Here is a 619-nt window from a genome sequence, read left to right as displayed (position 1 = left end):
TTCTTGTGAATCAACGGATGCAAATAATCCGTACCTCTCATAATAGGTAACCTTGACTCTGAAAATGGCACCCAATAACGCTCCTTTGCAAATGGATACGTCGGTAAACTGATCTTAGAAGGAACATATCCTGGTTCATACAACAACTGCCAGTCTATATCAATACCGGATACCCATAATTGTACCAATGACTTAGATTCCTTTTTCCTGATTGCAATCTCCATATACCCTTTACCTGCCTCTCCTTCAAGTAAAAACTCCGAAGCTGATGCCTCATCAACCCGTCCTCTAAAAAAACTCCCTTTCCCAGAAGAAAGATAGATTTCTATTTCTGCTGATAATGAACCTATATCTTCAACCATAAAAGCCAGACGTTCTCCCATAGATTCTCTCCCTACTTGTAGGGTATAAGCCAGATCATAGATATTAACATCCTTATGATTGTCTAAATATGAGCGTAAATTCAGCACCTGATCCTCTAAACGATCAATACTCTTTGCCGATAAAACTATAATAGCAGCATCTTCACTATGGTACTCCTTCTTTGCTTTGGGAATATATTCCTCTACTATAAGGTGCGCATTACTACCTCCTGCTCCAAATGCACTGATCCCTGCCA

At 39.7% G+C, this 619-nt stretch carries 1 protein-coding gene; it reads right to left on the bottom strand.

Going from position 1 to position 619, the window contains the following annotated elements:
* The coding region (locus tag F0000_RS27540) for a ketoacyl-synthetase C-terminal extension domain-containing protein (RefSeq protein ID WP_188112333.1) at positions 1–619 on the bottom strand (619 nt) is incomplete at both ends.

Origin of the sequence: Aquimarina sp. RZ0 (genome assembly GCF_008370685.1) — a bacterium.
Taxonomy (GTDB): domain Bacteria; phylum Bacteroidota; class Bacteroidia; order Flavobacteriales; family Flavobacteriaceae; genus Aquimarina.
This window is presented reverse-complemented; position numbering and strand designations above follow the sequence as displayed.